Raw genomic sequence first — 13,082 nt, 5'->3', positions numbered from 1 at the left:
TAATTATTTAAAGTCAAATTTTGACAACGCTTAATAGCTATGATTGAATTTTATTATATTGATATGGTAATATATGAATATAATTGACCTAAAAGAGGGGTGCTGTTTATGAATTATCAGGATGAACAAAGAAAAGAATTAAATGATAAATTATATGAATGCATAGAAAATATAAGTGAGGCAAATCGTTATGAAAAACTTATAAATAGTACAAGACAAGATTGTAGTCGATTAGAGAAACAGTGGCAAGAATTAAAGAAGATATTAGAGAAAGAAGAACGTGACGTGGAAAAACTAGGTAAAATGAATTTTACCAATTTTCTTCATACAATACTTAATGATAAAGCTGAAAAATTAGATAAAGAAAAACACGAAGCATTGACCGCGAAGCTCAAGTGTGATAGCGTGTTTTCTCAACTTCAAGAGTGTAAAATTACCTTAAATAAACTTATGGAGAAATATAATTTATTAGGTCATGCAAAGGAAGACTATGAGGTTTTATTAAAAAAGAAAAGAAACTTCATTTTGGCATATATGCCTAATAAATGGAATGACATCGAAGAGCTTATTGAAAAGGACAAAATGATTAGTAGCCAGCTCAAAGAGATAAATGAAGCGATTAATGCGGGTAATCATACATTAACATATATTAACCATGCAATGGATGCTTTGCAATCAGCAGAAAATTGGGGGACGTGAGATATGTTAGGGGGAGGATTAATAGCAACTATGGCAAAAAGGGAAAAGATGAGTAAGGCTCAAGGTCACATTACAGATATGCAAAAGTGGATAGGTAATTTTGCTAGGGAATTGAAGGATGTTGACACATCTATTGATATCGATTTGCAATTAGATTCCTTCTTGGGTTTTGCAGATTATTTTTTCGATGGTTTTTTTGTGGATTGGGCGGTACAATCAAAAATATGCAGGGCCCAGACTAAGATTAGTAATATAAATAACGAAGTTAAAAATATTTTAAAAAAGCTTAAATTAGAAGCAAATAATCTTAGGGAAACTAGAAATAAAATCGATAATACAATTACTACTATTATAGAAAGTGCATAGAATCATAATAATTTATCAAGCAGCAGGTTTTTTATATAATATTGTTGAAAAAACCTGCTCTGGGGTTATTTCAGAATATGTATCTGCGTCATTCTCAAGCATCCCTATTCTAATCCCAAGAAATTTAAGGCATGACAATAGCTATAGTCAAATATATCTTGCTAATAAATATACATATTTAAACCCTAATCAGGGATTATCTGATTTGAAAGATAGTCCTCCATAGCCAGAACGGCTTCATTACTAATAACATGTTCAATAGCGCACGCATCCCCATCGGCAATTTTAAGGTCAACCTTTAGAACCTCAACAAAAAAATGACGGATAACATGATGCTTATGGGAGGTTTGTTCCGATAATATTTTTCCCTTTGGAGTAAGAAAAATTTCCTTATATTTTTCGTTTGAAATTAATCCTTTTTGAGCTAATGTTGACATTGCACTATTTGCACTTGCTTTTGTAACTCCAAGACGCTTAGCAATATCAGATAGCCTAGCACCGCTATCACCTTTATTTGAAAGTTCGTATATAGCCTCAAGATAATTCTCCATTACAAAAGTCAGTTTTTCCATCATATAAAACTCCTCTCCTTTGTATAAAAATTTCAAAGTTTATATAATCTTATTATATATTAATAACAAAAATTAAAGAACATTTTTTCTGAATTCATTAGGTGTAAGTCCTGTGTAACGTTTAAATACTTCAGAAAAGCAACCATGTAATTTATATCCCACTAGACTTTCCGAGCATTTTATTTGTCTGCCAAAGAAAAGCTTTAGATATTATGTGTTATAGTTTTCAATAGAAACTCTCCTAGCGTTTAGGTAATATCACAAACAGTTTAGGCTATTTGACATAAACAATTCATGGGGAGTTGAAAGTGTAGAGTAATCTAGAATATTACTGCCATTAGGATGATAATAAATACCAATATCTAGTTGACATGGGGAAATAGACGAAGTATAATAACAGTGTTATCAAAGGGGGAAGGAGGATATATAGTGGCTATAGAAAGAATAAATTCCAAGGACAAGATATTAAAATGTGCTAAAAAGGAATTTTTAGAAAAGGGATACAAGGATGCTTCTTTAAGAAATATCACTAAAATGGCAGGTGTAACAACTGGAGCTTTTTATGCTCATTTTTCCGATAAAAACCATTTATTCGAGACCTTAGTTTCTCCGGCTCTGAAGGAGTCTAGCAATATGCAAGTAAATATGATGAATCAATATAATGATCTATTAAAAAGGGGAGAAGTAGATAGACAATCCCTATGGGCAATTTCCGATTCTAATATGAAGGCACATATTAGCTATATGTATAAATATTTAGATGAATTTAAATTGATTTTAATGTGTGCTGAAGGCACAAGCCATGCCAATTATGTAGATGAAATCGTGAGCAATAGTGTTGAACATGGACTTCAGTATTTTGCACAGCTTAAAAATCAGGGAACCGATGTAAAGGATATCTCAAGGAAGGAACTTCACATCCTGTCCCATATTCACTATTCAGCTATTTATGAAATAGTCAGACAAGATATGTCTGAAGCAGAAGCTTTTGAATACCTAGATACAATCACTAAATTTTTTGTAGGAGGGTGGAGTTCCGTTTTGGGTATATAATAAGATTAATATAAGGGGGTAAATATGGTAGAGAGATTTACACCAACTCATCATGCGTTACTATTTGCATGGATTTCTAAGGCTGTTATTGAGGCAATAGGGGAAGAATCCGGGGGGACTATTATGCGTAAGGCAGTCATTAGATATGGCATGCAGCGAGGTAGAAGAATGGCCTTAAGAGCCAAGGCAAATGGTGATGAATTAACTATGGATAATTATATGGCATATGTAGAGTTAAAAATGCCAAAGGAAGAGATGAAACAAAAATTAGTGGAGAGAAGCCCCCATGCGGCTATACATGTCTTTAAATGTTCATGGCATTCCGCTTGGGAGGATAATGATTTGATGGCCTATGGACGATATTTTTGTATGGAGGTTGATAAAGCTGTAGTTAAGGGTTTCAATAAAGATTTGTGTATTGACGTTAATGCAACCCAACCGAATGATGGTACACATTGTGATTTTGTTTTTCATGATGCACAGTTAAAGGGTAGAAAAATGGCCAGCTTCATTTATAAAAAGTTAATTCGTCCAGGTAAAAATGCTATCATGCCATGGGAATATCATTGTGGACACATTTATAAAACCACAACTGAAGTGCTTATTGAAGAACTAGGTGAAAGGGCTATAAATATGATAGACAAAGGAATGGAGGACTTTGGGAAAAGGTATGGAGATTCTAGTGTGGCTGTGGTAAAAGGCTATATAGATACTGACTTTAATGAATTGCCTAAATAAATAGTGAAAAAAGGGGCTATTTTTTAGGATAGTCCCTTTAAAAATATTTGTTTGAGTTTTGTTGATATTACCACAAACTATTAGTTATAGATATTATTTCCTTCTGTGAGATGATTAAGCTCTTTTTGGAATTTAAATGCAAAGAAAATTGTAACAAAGGTCGTTAGAAAATCCGCCACTGCTTGGGAATATATAACTCCATTTAAACCAAATATGGAGGGGAGAGTTAGGATCACTGGTATGAAAAATATTCCCTGGCGACCAATATTTAAAAGCCCTCCCGATATGGCTCTACCTAATGACAAATATAAAGTGGAGTAAGTAAACTGAAAACCAAACGTAAAGAACATAATAGTATTTGCCCTTAATGCTTTTTCACCAATTTGTATTACCTTTGGATCTGAACTAAATAAAGAGATCACAGGGTTGGCAAAAATAAAGGTAATAATTGTCCATGCGATACAAAAAAGTGTGGTCAATTTCATACTAATCTGAGTTGCTTCCCTTAATCTTCCATAGTTTTTTGCACCGTAGTTAAAACCTGCCATTGGTTGAAGGCCTTTCATAAAACCAAAGACTACATTAGTTCCAAGGGTTATAATTCGTAGAACAATTCCAATCCCTGCTACTGCTTCGTCTCCGTAGTCACTAGCTGCTTTTGCAATAAAACTCATTGATAAACTGCAAAGTAATTGTAATAGAAGCATTGATATACCGATCTTTATAATTTGAGAATAAGTAGTCTTACTAGGCTTGAAATTTGATAGCCCGATCCTAATATAACTTTTTTTACTAGAAAAAAACCATAAATATATTAGTGTGGTAACTACTTGAGAAATCAAGGTTGCTATAGCTGCACCGCGGATGCCTAGATTGAATGAATAGATACATATAGGGTCTAAAATCATATTTAAAACTGATCCGCTAATCATAGCGGACAAAGTAATGTTTGAAGCACCCTGTGCCACTACTAAATTACCAGTAGAAACATTTATCGTACTAAAGAGCATGCTAATAATAAAGACTATTGCATAATTTCTAGCGTAAGGCAAAATTGTTTCAGTAGCCCCCATAAATTGTAGTACGGGATTTAAAAAGACCAATATAAGTAATACTATAATTACACCTATAATCAATGCGCTAAATAAAGCAGTAGAGGCTACTTCGTTTGCTTTTTTATTTTCCTTTGCACCAAGTAATCTTGAGATATAAGAGCCACCACCAGTACCAAATGTCAGTCCAATGCCAGAAAAAATTAGGGAAATAGGAAATGCTACTGCAACCGCCGCCACTTGACTTGTGCCAAGTCCTGAAACAAAATAGGTATCTACAACATTGTAAAGGGCTATAACAAGCATACTAACCACCATTGGGATTCCAAGCTTAAATAAAGCTTTTGTTACATTACCTTCAGTCATTAATTGGATTCTACTATTTTTATTATTTTTCATATCATTATTCACTCCATTTTTGATTAATTTAATATTTAGACAACCCATTTTTTTGCACATTCTTGTTCCTTAACCATTCTATAGTAATGCCCTTTTTGAAGCATCAAATCACTGTGATTCCCTAATTCTTCAATAGTACCAGCATTTAGCACGATTATCTGATCAGCTTTTTGAATTGTGTTTAGTCTATGGGCAATAACAAAAACTGTTTTTCCCTTCATCAGCTTATCCAGTGCATTGTTAATTTTCAATTCATTATCAGGGTCAAGTGAAGCCGTTGATTCATCTAGAAGTAGAATAGGTGCGTTTTTGAGAATTGCCCGGGCAATGGCTATACGCTGTTTTTCTCCACCAGAAAGGGAAGAACCTCCCGGGGATAAAATGGTATCATAGCCCCTTGGTAGCTTTTTAATAAACCCATGGCAATTTGCAGTCTTTGCTGCTTTTATAACATCGTCAAAGGATGCATCAGCACGGCCAATTTTGATGTTATTAAATATGGTATCCCTTAGTAATACATTTTCTTGAAATACCTCACTTATATAACGAAGAAGAGAATCTGGGTTGAGGTCTTTAATATCCTTGCCTCCAATTCTAATGGTACCCTTTGTAGGATCCCAAAAACGAGCAATTAAACTTGCAATAGTGGATTTGCCTGCTCCCGAAGGACCTATCAAAGCGTTAGTACTGCCATTTTTTGCTGAAAAACTGATGTTATATAAAACTTGCTTTCCAGTTTCATAGGCAAAATCAACATTTTCAAAGGAAACATCAAAGTTAGTAGGCTCAAAGCTGTTTTCTTTATATGGAAGAGCTTTAAAACCGAAAGTCCTTTGCAAATTATTAGAAGCCAGCTTTAGATCATTTAACATGATGTAATAGTGTTCAAAGGATACAAGAAGTGCAGTTAAAGCTAAGCTCATAATCATAAATGCTATAAAGGAATCAATAGAAAAAATATTTAAAGAAAGCATATAGCTCCCGAGTAATAAAATAAGTGGAGTTAAAAAACTTACTATAATGGAATACATGGTATTTGGAATTGCCATCTTATATTCTGTTTTTATGCTTAATTTTCTTGTGTTTTCCAAGGCATTAAGCATACGAGTAAAATGTATATTTGTCATATTATGAGATTTAAAAACCTTAAAGCCATTTATATATTCTGCCACAACGGAAACCATACGAGAGTTTAGATTGCGTTTTTCTGTACCATATCTCTCAACTAGATAATTACTCCAGTGAAGTATGGGAAATGATAATAAAATGACGGCCAATTGTACTAGAGCCAGTTTCCAATTAATAAAAAAAGTACTTATCAAAATCAAAATAGTCAAAGTGGCTGTTTTTATACAAAAAGGTAGAGCATGTGAAAGTATTCCTTCAAAGCTGGATACATCATTGGAGAGGGTATTCATAAGGTAACCTACACTATTTTTATTGAAATATCCAAGACTCAAACTGCATATATGCTCTCCAAGATCAACACGTACATCATGGGCTACATCAAAGCCTCTAAGGAAGCAAAGTAGATACCCCTTCCTATAGACTAAAATTCTGTAAAGTACACTTGTAAGACAAATAATAGTATAGGTTGTTATTTTTGATTTTGTTAAGCTAGTATTAAGTAAATCAATTACTGTTAAGTATAGAACGCAGTATAAAGCCATGCTGCCAATGGCATCAATTATGGTCATGAAAATAGGAAGGTAGAGTTGTTTTTTATTGTCTTTAAGCAAGCTGCTTATCGTTTTAAACATTTAAGAGGCCTCCTTTATAGGTGAATTTATATAAGTATTCCACATTTTTTCGTAAACTCCACGGGCTTTTACTAATTCTTGGTGTTTCCCTTGTTCCACTATTTTTCCTTCATCAAAAACTACTATGTTATCAGCATCTATTATGGTATGTAGACGATGTGCAATCATTATTGTTGTTTTATTTTTTAATAGATTTTGTAATGCTAGCTGAATTTTATGTTCATTTTCAATATCAGAAAAGGATGTGGCTTCATCAAAAATAACTATAGGGGAATCCTTAAGAATTGCCCGTGCTATTGCAATACGTTGTTTTTGACCCCCGGAAAGCTTAATACCTAAATCTCCTAGGGGTGTTTCATATTTATTAGGTAGACTTTGTATAAAATCGTGAATCTGAGCTGCCTTAGAAGCTTCTATAACCTTTTCATAGGGACACTTACTTCCCATCGATATATTTTCCAAGAGTGTGTCATCCATCATAAAAGTATCCTGGAAAACAAAGGATGTCATATCCATCAATGATTCGGTAGTGATATTATTAATATTGATACCATCAATTAGTATTTCCCCTGTGTTTACATTCCAATATCTCCCAATAAGTTGAGCTGCTGTGGTTTTTCCGGCTCCAGATGCTCCCACAAATGCTGTAAGTTTTCCTTTGGGAATAATCAGATTTATATTGGTGAGTGTAGGATTGTCGTTATATGAAAAGGATACATTATGGAATTCTATGCTGTGACAATTCTTTGATGGTAGTGAAATGGTTCCACTTGAAAGGGGTTTAAAACTCAGTATTTCTTTTACATGTGTAAGCCCACTTTTTAATTCCATAATACCCATCCGTATATTGATGAGATTAAAAAATGCACTGAAAAAGCACATTGACAATAGAATAAACAACAAATAACTGCCAAGTGGAAGTAGCCCGTGTAAATACATAAATCCACCAACAGGTAGTGTAAATAAAATAGCAGAATCAAGAATTACTACGGTAATTGCTATTGGTGAACACGAAGTTTTTGCCATGTCTTTGAGGCATGTGGTATATAGAGAAAGGGCACTGGTATATCTTTTAAAATGCTTAGCAGATAAATGATACATTTTTAAAACCTGCATACTTGACATCATTTCGTTTACGGAGGCGTTAACAGAAGCTATAGTATCGGCAAATCTGTTAGTTAGATCCGGATATCCCTTCATAATCTGCATAGGAATAATGATACCTAGTATAGCAGGAATTAAAATACATAGTGCCATTATAGGTTGGATAATTATAAGAATAATAAATAAAATAATGGGAACAACAAAGGATTGAGCAAGCTCAATAAGATTGTGACCTATAAAGTTTTCAAGACGCCCAATATCATCAAACAAGGCAGTTTTGATTTTACCTTGGGAATTATTATTGAAAAAGCCAAGATTTAATTTTGACATATGATCAATAACTTCCAATCTCAGTTTATGCATTGCATTAAATGCCGAGGTATGGGTGCAGAGACTAGCAATAGACATAAGTAAAGATTTTAAAACAACTGAAACCATGCTGATTAATGCCCAAAAAAGAATAAATGAAAAACTTAGTTTCTGTTGACTTAATTTCAAAATAATCTTATATACTGCTAAGTATGGAACAAAGGATAGTCCCGAACATATTACTGCAAGAAGCAGTCCAATTGTAAGCCTAATGCGTTCTCCCTTTATTAGATGGAACACATTATAAAATAGGGATTGATTATTATCCATTTTATTACTCCCTTCTGAGTTGATATTTTTTTTGGCAGTTTCACAGTGTTTATTATAGACTGTTTCAGAATAATAGCAATAATCATTATCAGTTCATGGTGTCCTATGAAAAAATGATGTGAAATAGTATATTTTCAACGCCATAGAATGTTTTTAAATAATTAAAAATGGTAATATTGTGATAAAATTATGATGTTACATGATATAAAGTAATGATATAATGATATTGAATTTGGATGGGAGGTAAGATGATGACACAAACCATACATGAATATTATTCAGCTATTATGGAGCAAATTCCATTGACCCTATTGCCAGAGTACTCACAGGAAGGCGATTATTATTATAGAATGATACCAGAATATGGGGAAGGCGGCCTTCGCATCATTTCATTTAAAGATATGTTCATGGTTTTAATAGCAGACTATACTCCAAAGGAAAATTTTGAAAAGATTTCAGAAATTAGTCAGAGCTATGTAGAGATAAGTCAATTTGAAACGAGTTCAAGTTCCTTTGGAGTGGGAAAACAGAAGGTGAAGCCAGTAAAAAAAGGTATATTTTGCTATATAAATAAAAGTAGAAAAATATATGTGCATTGTAAAGCCAAAGAACCAGTTCGATTTACAAAAGTTGTTATTGCCCATGGGTATTATGATGTATTTCTTAAACAAAGGTATGGTGATAAGTATCGTGAAGCGAAAAACGCTATGAAATTTTTGACAGTTAGCCCAAATCAACCGGAGCTAAATTTTATTTTCCAACAAATTAAGAGCTGTCAGGCTAAAGGAATGTCACATCATATTTATCTGGAAGGCAAGATATTAGAGCTTTTGGCACTTGCTACTTATAGCTATGAACAAGCAACTAAGTTGAAAACCTCAAGTGTAAAGCTTAGCAAGAATGACCTAAGGGCATTAAAGAAAGTGATTGATTATATGGATAAAAAACTATCAGAGTATCCATCTATTGAAGATTTATCAAAGATTGCAAATATGAGTACAACACGGTTTCAATTAGCATTTAGAAAGATTTATGGAACCACAGCATATGAATATCTTAAAACATTACGTATAAATCACGCTTTACTTCTTTTAAGGAATTCGGATTATAGTATTCAAAGCATTGCAAAGGAAGTAGGATATAATAATGCAGGTCATTTTGCAGGACTTTTCAAGAAAATGTATGGTGTTACTCCTAAAAAATACAGAGATATTCAAAAAATTGTTTAGCTGAGCAAATTGAATGATTACTTTCTATAAAAACCATCAACTCCATGTAGTTTTAAAATCCTACAAGCTACATCATATATATTATGCCATTTTACTAAGTGAGAGTTATGCAATTTTCTCAGCTGGATAAATTGAGGTATTACCGTTTTGTAAAAATGTATAAATTTTTGGAGTATATCACATTATAGAGGGTGTTAAGTATATATGAAAAAAAGTAAAAGTCATTGACAAATATAATCAATTAGAATATAATATGATTGCAATTGATAATTGTAATCAACCAATTCTTGACATAGTTTCATAATAAATATGAAATAGACTGGTTAACTGGAGGAGCATTTTGGGTTATAATGAATCGATTGAAATGTATTTAGAAACAATATACTTATTGGAAAAACACCATGGACATGCCCATGGTGTGGATATTGCTGAAGCATTAGGGGTTTCAAAAGCAAGTGTGTCCAAAGCTATGAAACAACTAAAAGATCAGAATTTGGTTGAAAAAGAAATTTATGGAAGCATTACTCTTACAGAAAAAGGTAGAAAAATTTCTGAAAAAATATATTATAAACATAAGTTGATTGCTGATTTTCTTGAACATTCCCTTGGTTTAACAACGACTGAGGCATCTAAGAATGCTTGTAAGATGGAACACTTTGTTAGTGATAGCATGCTTAGGGCCATAGAAGATTATTTTCAGAAAAACTCCAAAGACTAAAAATAAGAGATACAAGGAGGTCTGTATATGGCTGATGCTTTAGCAAGTGAAGTGACCCATGGCATTTATGATTTTCAACAGACGGGTAAGGGTGATTTGGTGAAAAATTTATCTGAAGCAAAGGTAGATGTAGAATATATAATAAAAAGAGTTGAAACTGATGATGAAGAGATGAAAAGTTTTCTTTTCACGTTGGGCTGTTATGAAGGTGAAAAAGTAACTGTAATATCTATATTGGCTGAAAACTATGTTATATCCATAAAGGATGCAAGATATAGTATTGATTCAGAACTGGCACAAGCGATTATTATATAATTTTTATTAAAAGCTATAGGGATATAGCTTTTAAATTGGCTATAAAGTTAACTTAAGGCAACTTTGATATTCGATCTCATATATAATTAATTATTATCTTAAGTTAGCTATGCTAATAAATGATTTAGGAGGGAAATTATGAAGATAGCACTAACTGGTAACCCCAATAGTGGTAAAACAACAATGTTCAATGCCATAACTGGTAAGATTGAACATGTTGGGAACTGGGCGGGGGTTACAATTGAGAAAAAGGAAGGTAAGATTAAGAATAATTTAAATAAGACGGGGGTAGAAATTACTGCTGTTGACCTTCCCGGGGCATATTCTATGTCACCTTTTACATCTGAGGAATCTATTACCCGTGATTTTGTTAAAAACGAAAATCCAGATGTAATCATCAATATTGTTGATGCGACAAATTTAAGTAGAAGTTTATTTTTTACAACTCAGCTTCTGGAATTAGATATTCCTGTAGTTGTAGCACTTAACAAAAGTGATTTGAATGAGAAAAAAAGTACAGCCATTGACGTAGCTGAGCTAAGTGCAGCTTTAGGGTGTCCGGTTATAAAAACCGTATCAACCAAATCAAGCAACAATGGTTTAGAACTTTTAATTTCAAAAGTAGTAGAAGTTAAAGGAAAAGGTCAAAAAGCACCATATGACAATAAGGGAGTCAATCTTAAAGATGCTAAAGAAGTAGAAAAATCCGATAAAAAGCGTTATAATTTTGTAAATACTATTGTTTCAAAGGTAGAAAATCGTAAGATAAGCAGTGTTCAACAAACTAAGCAAGATGCGGCTGATAGAATTTTAGCTCATAAATGGCTTGGACTTCCAATTTTTGCGGCTGTGATGTGGGCGGTATTTTCTATTTCCCAAGAACATCTAGGACCGTTTTTAGCGGATATACTTGTAGGATGGATTGATGGTTTAAATGCATGGGCTGGAGGTATGCTTGGTGAAGGAGTATCGCCGATTCTTAGTGCATTACTGTTAGATGGTATTATTGGTGGTGTTGGAGCCGTAGTTGGATTTTTACCACTAATTATGGTGTTATTTTTCTTACTAGCATTACTTGAAGATTGTGGGTATATGGCCCGTGTAGCTGTTATAATGGATCGTTTCTTTAAGCGTGTTGGTTTATCTGGTAAATCAATTATTCCTATGATTATCGGTACTGGTTGTGCTATCCCTGGGATTATGGCAACTAGAACTATCAAAAATGAAAGACAAAGAAGAACTACTGCAATGTTAACGCCATTCATGCCTTGTGGAGCAAAATTACCAGTTATTGCATTATTTGCTGGAGTATTCTTTGACGATTCGGCATGGGTTGGTACAAGTATGTATTTTCTAGGTATTGCCATAATTATTCTTGGAGCATTAGTTGTGGTAAGAATTACTGGTGAAAAGAATGCAAGATCATTCTTCATTATGGAGCTTCCAGAATATAGATTCCCAAGCATCAAAAGGGCTACAGTTTCAATGTTTGCTAGAGGAAAAGCATTTATTATTAAAGCGGGTACTATTATACTTCTTTGTAACGCAGCGGTACAAGTTATGCAAACATTTAACTGGAATTTTGAAGTTGTTGCTGAAGGAGCAGAAGGAACAAGTATATTAGCTAGTATTGCATCACCATTTGCTGTATTGTTGATTCCATTAGGATTTGGTGTATGGCAGCTTGCAGCAGCAGCTATCACTGGTTTTATAGCTAAGGAAAATGTTGTTGGTACTTTAGCTGTAGTTTATTCAATTACCAATTTCATTGATGCAGATGCATTAGAATTAGTATCAGGTGCTACAGATGTTGCAAGTGTTATGGGATTAACTTCAGTGGCTGCTTTAGCTTATCTTATGTTTAACCTGTTCACGCCTCCTTGCTTTGCCGCTATTGGGGCAATGAACTCTGAAATGGAAAATAGCAAATGGCTTTGGGCCGGTATTGGATTCCAATTTGGAATGGGCTATGTGGTAGCATTTTTAACTTATCAAATAGGTACATTAGCTACAACAGGTTCTTTCGGTAGAGGATTTATACCAGGACTTATTGCTGTTGCGGCGATGGTAGCGTATGTTGTATACCTTGTGAAAAAAGGAAATAATTTATCACAGCAAAAACTAGAAAAAGCTGTATAGGAGAAGATTATGACAAATATAATAGTTGGATTGGTGATTATAGTAATTATTGGTTTATCTATTACAAAGGTTGTTAAGGAAAAGCGAAGAGGTACTAAATGCATTGGTTGTCCAATGTCTGGATCAAATAGCAAGAGCAATTGTAGTTGTAATACAATGGAACTAAATAAATAATATTTTCAAGGGATTGTGTTAAAAGACGATTGTTTGAATTCATAACTGGGGTGTTTTAGAATAATGAAAAAATTTATTGTTCTGAGACACCCCCATTTTCTATAAGAAGAATTAACTAACTATTT

Annotated in this window: 13 protein-coding genes; 9 read left to right on the top strand and 4 right to left on the bottom strand. The window is 33.4% G+C overall.

Going from position 1 to position 13,082, the window contains the following annotated elements; translation table 11 throughout:
• Positions 1-108 precede the first annotated feature (108 nt).
• Together N4A68_05115 and N4A68_05110 are read left to right on the top strand one after the other, a co-directional pair.
• On the top strand, positions 109-699 hold the full coding sequence (locus N4A68_05115) for a hypothetical protein (GenBank protein ID MCT4563682.1): 591 nt from the start codon (positions 109-111) through the stop codon (positions 697-699).
• 30 nt (positions 700-729) lie between these two features.
• Positions 730-1,065: a hypothetical protein gene (locus N4A68_05110; GenBank protein ID MCT4563681.1), complete on the top strand. Its 336-nt coding sequence runs from the start codon at positions 730-732 to the stop codon at positions 1,063-1,065.
• Positions 1,066-1,250: 185 nt separating this feature from the next.
• Here N4A68_05110 and N4A68_05105 read toward each other — a convergent pair whose 3' ends face one another.
• Positions 1,251-1,637, bottom strand: coding sequence for a metal-dependent transcriptional regulator (locus N4A68_05105; GenBank protein ID MCT4563680.1), 387 nt, complete (start codon positions 1,635-1,637; stop codon positions 1,251-1,253).
• A 429-nt stretch (positions 1,638-2,066) separates the two neighbouring features.
• Here N4A68_05105 and N4A68_05100 point away from each other — a divergent pair, with 429 nt between their 5' ends.
• Together N4A68_05100 and N4A68_05095 are read left to right on the top strand one after the other, a co-directional pair.
• Positions 2,067-2,690, top strand: coding sequence for a TetR/AcrR family transcriptional regulator (locus N4A68_05100; GenBank protein MCT4563679.1), 624 nt, complete (start codon positions 2,067-2,069; stop codon positions 2,688-2,690).
• Positions 2,691-2,714: 24 nt separating this feature from the next.
• Complete coding sequence (locus N4A68_05095) at positions 2,715-3,428, top strand: L-2-amino-thiazoline-4-carboxylic acid hydrolase (GenBank protein ID MCT4563678.1); 714 nt, start codon at positions 2,715-2,717, stop codon at positions 3,426-3,428.
• A gap of 80 nt (positions 3,429-3,508) precedes the next feature.
• Here the strand turns inward: N4A68_05095 and N4A68_05090 are convergent, their stop codons facing one another.
• Genes N4A68_05090 through N4A68_05080 form a run of 3 tightly spaced genes read right to left on the bottom strand, consistent with a single transcriptional unit; the run spans position 3,509 to position 8,382 of the window.
• The gene (locus N4A68_05090) at positions 3,509-4,879 is read right to left on the bottom strand and encodes an MATE family efflux transporter (protein MCT4563677.1); all 1,371 of its coding nucleotides are present in this window, start codon (positions 4,877-4,879) and stop codon (positions 3,509-3,511) included.
• A 35-nt stretch (positions 4,880-4,914) separates the two neighbouring features.
• Positions 4,915-6,639, bottom strand: coding sequence for an ABC transporter ATP-binding protein/permease (locus N4A68_05085; protein ID MCT4563676.1), 1,725 nt, complete (start codon positions 6,637-6,639; stop codon positions 4,915-4,917).
• A complete protein-coding gene (locus tag N4A68_05080; protein MCT4563675.1) occupies positions 6,640-8,382 on the bottom strand; it encodes an ABC transporter ATP-binding protein/permease in 1,743 nt (580 codons plus the stop codon).
• Between the two features lie 251 nt (positions 8,383-8,633).
• Between N4A68_05080 and N4A68_05075 the strand changes: the two genes are divergently transcribed.
• From N4A68_05075 to N4A68_05055, 5 genes are all read left to right on the top strand, one after another.
• Complete coding sequence (locus N4A68_05075; protein MCT4563674.1) at positions 8,634-9,611, top strand: AraC family transcriptional regulator; 978 nt, start codon at positions 8,634-8,636, stop codon at positions 9,609-9,611.
• A gap of 340 nt (positions 9,612-9,951) precedes the next feature.
• Positions 9,952-10,329 carry a metal-dependent transcriptional regulator gene (locus N4A68_05070; GenBank protein ID MCT4563673.1) on the top strand — a complete coding sequence of 126 codons (378 nt, stop codon included), beginning with the start codon at positions 9,952-9,954 and terminating at the stop codon, positions 10,327-10,329.
• A gap of 99 nt (positions 10,330-10,428) precedes the next feature.
• Entirely contained in the window at positions 10,429-10,644 is a 216-nt protein-coding gene (locus N4A68_05065; GenBank protein MCT4563672.1) for a ferrous iron transport protein A, read from the top strand.
• Between the two features lie 138 nt (positions 10,645-10,782).
• Positions 10,783-12,783, top strand: coding sequence for a ferrous iron transport protein B (feoB, locus tag N4A68_05060; protein ID MCT4563671.1), 2,001 nt, complete (start codon positions 10,783-10,785; stop codon positions 12,781-12,783).
• 9 nt (positions 12,784-12,792) lie between these two features.
• A complete protein-coding gene (locus tag N4A68_05055) occupies positions 12,793-12,957 on the top strand; it encodes a FeoB-associated Cys-rich membrane protein (protein ID MCT4563670.1) in 165 nt (54 codons plus the stop codon).
• Positions 12,958-13,082: the final 125 nt, after the last annotated feature.

The organism is Maledivibacter sp. (assembly GCA_025210375.1).
Taxonomy (GTDB): domain Bacteria; phylum Bacillota; class Clostridia; order Peptostreptococcales; family Caminicellaceae; genus JAOASB01.
Note: the sequence above shows the minus strand (reverse complement) of the source record. Positions and strands in the feature narration are given on the sequence as shown.

What these genes read in the sequence shown, in the direction of transcription:
- N4A68_05090 (MCT4563677.1), bottom strand. Translation starts at nt 4,879, where the DNA reads ATGAAAAATAATAAAAATAGTAGAATCCAATTAATGACTGAAGGTAAT.
- N4A68_05075 (MCT4563674.1), top strand. Translation starts at nt 8,634, where the DNA reads ATGACACAAACCATACATGAATATTATTCAGCTATTATGGAGCAAATT.
- N4A68_05085 (MCT4563676.1), bottom strand. Translation starts at nt 6,639, where the DNA reads ATGTTTAAAACGATAAGCAGCTTGCTTAAAGACAATAAAAAACAACTC.
- N4A68_05110 (MCT4563681.1), top strand. Translation starts at nt 730, where the DNA reads ATGGCAAAAAGGGAAAAGATGAGTAAGGCTCAAGGTCACATTACAGAT.
- N4A68_05105 (MCT4563680.1), bottom strand. Translation starts at nt 1,637, where the DNA reads ATGGAAAAACTGACTTTTGTAATGGAGAATTATCTTGAGGCTATATAC.
- N4A68_05115 (MCT4563682.1), top strand. Translation starts at nt 109, where the DNA reads ATGAATTATCAGGATGAACAAAGAAAAGAATTAAATGATAAATTATAT.
- N4A68_05055 (MCT4563670.1), top strand. Translation starts at nt 12,793, where the DNA reads ATGACAAATATAATAGTTGGATTGGTGATTATAGTAATTATTGGTTTA.
- N4A68_05095 (MCT4563678.1), top strand. Translation starts at nt 2,715, where the DNA reads ATGGTAGAGAGATTTACACCAACTCATCATGCGTTACTATTTGCATGG.
- feoB (MCT4563671.1), top strand. Translation starts at nt 10,783, where the DNA reads ATGAAGATAGCACTAACTGGTAACCCCAATAGTGGTAAAACAACAATG.
- N4A68_05080 (MCT4563675.1), bottom strand. Translation starts at nt 8,382, where the DNA reads ATGGATAATAATCAATCCCTATTTTATAATGTGTTCCATCTAATAAAG.